Below are 2,500 nucleotides of genomic sequence, written 5' to 3'. Positions count from 1 at the left end.
CTAAACCTGAAGCTTCAGCAATAGTAGCAAGCGTATCCACATCACTTAAATTTCTCGATTCAGTGAAATATGCAAAAAGTAGATTTTCCGTAATCTCTTTTTCTTTCCCTTGATCCTTTGCAAATTTGGCAAGACGATGCGCATCAAAAGTGTTCGTCGGCTTCATCTCTTCAAAATTAAAATTTAAACCCATACTAGCTGCATGATTGCCTAGTTGTACATTATTACGCTTAGCTTCTTCAATACTAATCCCATACTTTGATGCAAGTACTTCATTAATACTTGTTCCAGAATAGATTGGAGCATTTTGGTCTAATTCAAAACTTTTAAACTCAACTTCAACATCCTTCTTATGCGGAAATTGCTCTAAAGCCATTTCTAATCTACGTTTCCCAATATAACAAAATGGGCATACAAAATCTGACCATACTTCAATTTTCATAGAAACACCTCATTAACATGTAGTTTTCAATTATTGTAGCACTGGCAATAAGGAATTCAAAAATTTATGCTTCAAACCTTATATACTACAAACTAAAATAAGTTTTTAAATAGAAAAAACGATAATCAAAAGTATAAAAGCATTTCCTTCTGATTATCGTATATACAAATCTAAAACAATCTAATTACGCTGGAATGTATCTCCCCACGAACTTCCATACGGTATTCCAATATTTATTCGAATCTACCTTCTCGGCTTCTCCATGTCCAGCACCTGGAACAATTAATTTCTCTTTTTCTACTTTTGCAGCATTATATACTTCATCTAACATTTCATAAGGAACAAATGTATCAGCATCCCCATGAATAAATAGCATAGGTGTTTTACTTTTCGCCACTTGTTTTATAGCTGAAGCTTCTTCTAAATCATATCCAGCTCTTAATTTTGTAACTGTATTTGCCGCATTCATAACAGGAAACTTCGGCAAGTGGAATAAATCGTTTAATTGATAAGTAAATTCATCAATAACTGTTGAGTATCCACAATCTTCAATAATAACTTTAACGTTAGAAGGTAACTCTTCACCTGAAGTCATCATTACAGTTGCCGCGCCCATTGAAACACCAAAGAGTGCTATTTCAGCATTAGGGTCTTTCTTTACAATTTGTTGAATCCAAATCAAAATATCTTTACGATCATGCCAGCCCATCCCTATATAATCACCTTCACTATTTCCATGCCCACGAAGGTCTGGCGCTATGACGTTATATCCTTGTTCATAAAAGTTCCGGATATATTTCGTCATTTTCGATGCCCTACTATCATATCCATGAACTACAATTGTCCATTTATGGCCAGATTGTTCATTCATATATTCATAACCTGTTAATTTCAACTTATCGAAAGAATTTATGTTTCGTGTATTAGGTTTATGATTTGATACAAAGTTCGCATCCTTTTCTTCATTTGTAGCGAACACACCTCCCGATGCATTCACAGTTTCTACTAAGTGAGGATTATCCTCTAAAAACTCTTTCTCTTGTTTCGCATTCAACGCATAATTATAAAAATAATTCCCGACTAACATATAAGTAATTGCTAGAAGGACTAAAGCTACTATAGTAATTACACCTATCTTTTTCATATTATCTCCTTAAAAAAATTTAAATCTTCCTATATTAAAGTACCTCGAAAAACAACTGTACTATTTTAACACACCGATAGATTGCTTCTACAAAAAATAGAATAGAAAATCTTAAACTACACATCAAAAATGATGAAAGAAAATGAATATGAGGGGATCAAAAGAATACGGATTACTTACTTGAAGCTGATAAGAAGTTTAAAACACAAAAAAGACGAGTCATTCTGACTCGTCTTAAAGTTGCTTGGCGACGTCCTACTCTCACAGGGACAAGGTCCCAACTACCATCGGCGCTAGAGGGCTTAACTTCCGTGTTCGGTATGGGAACGGGTGTGACCTCTCTGCCATCATCACCAAACTATGAAGGCATATTCCTTCAAAACTAGATAACATTTGCTACATATTATATGGTTAAGCCCTCGATCTATTAGTATTCGTCAGCTCCACATGTCACCATGCTTCCACCTCGAACCTATCAACCTGATCATCTTTCAGGGATCTTACTAGCTTACGCTATGGGAAATCTCATCTTGAGGGGGGCTTCATGCTTAGATGCTTTCAGCACTTATCCCTTCCGCACATAGCTACCCAGCTATGCCCTTGGCAGAACAACTGGTACACCAGCGGTGCGTCCATCCCGGTCCTCTCGTACTAAGGACAGCTCCTCTCAAATTTCCTACGCCCACGACGGATAGGGACCGAACTGTCTCACGACGTTCTGAACCCAGCTCGCGTACCGCTTTAATGGGCGAACAGCCCAACCCTTGGGACCGACTACAGCCCCAGGATGCGATGAGCCGACATCGAGGTGCCAAACCTCCCCGTCGATGTGGACTCTTGGGGGAGATAAGCCTGTTATCCCCGGGGTAGCTTTTATCCGTTGAGCGATGGCCCTTCCATGCGGAACCACCGGA

General features: G+C 38.3%; 2 protein-coding genes and 2 rRNA genes (2 of these 4 only partly in view). All 4 read right to left on the bottom strand.

Going from position 1 to position 2,500, the window contains the following annotated elements; genetic code table 11:
- A protein-coding gene (locus tag QCI41_RS19510) for a DsbA family oxidoreductase (protein ID WP_353836895.1) crosses the window boundary here: on the bottom strand, window positions 1-442 show its 5' portion. Its footprint begins 290 nt before the window's first position; 442 of the gene's 732 nt are visible here — the first part of the coding sequence; it begins with the start codon at window positions 440-442; its stop codon lies beyond the left edge, outside the window.
- Between the two features lie 184 nt (window positions 443-626).
- A complete protein-coding gene (locus tag QCI41_RS19505) occupies window positions 627-1,586 on the bottom strand; it encodes an alpha/beta hydrolase (protein WP_353836896.1) in 960 nt (319 codons plus the stop codon).
- Between the two features lie 242 nt (window positions 1,587-1,828).
- Window positions 1,829-1,944: ribosomal RNA gene (gene rrf / locus QCI41_RS19500) — 5S ribosomal RNA — on the bottom strand.
- A gap of 49 nt (window positions 1,945-1,993) precedes the next feature.
- A 23S ribosomal RNA gene (locus tag QCI41_RS19495) occupies window positions 1,994-2,500 on the bottom strand; it runs 2,415 nt beyond the window's last position.

Origin of the sequence: Bacillus cereus group sp. MG4 (genome assembly GCF_040460055.1) — a bacterium.
GTDB lineage: Bacteria > Bacillota > Bacilli > Bacillales > Bacillaceae_G > Bacillus_A > Bacillus_A wiedmannii.
Note: the sequence above shows the minus strand (reverse complement) of the source record. Positions and strands in the feature narration are given on the sequence as shown.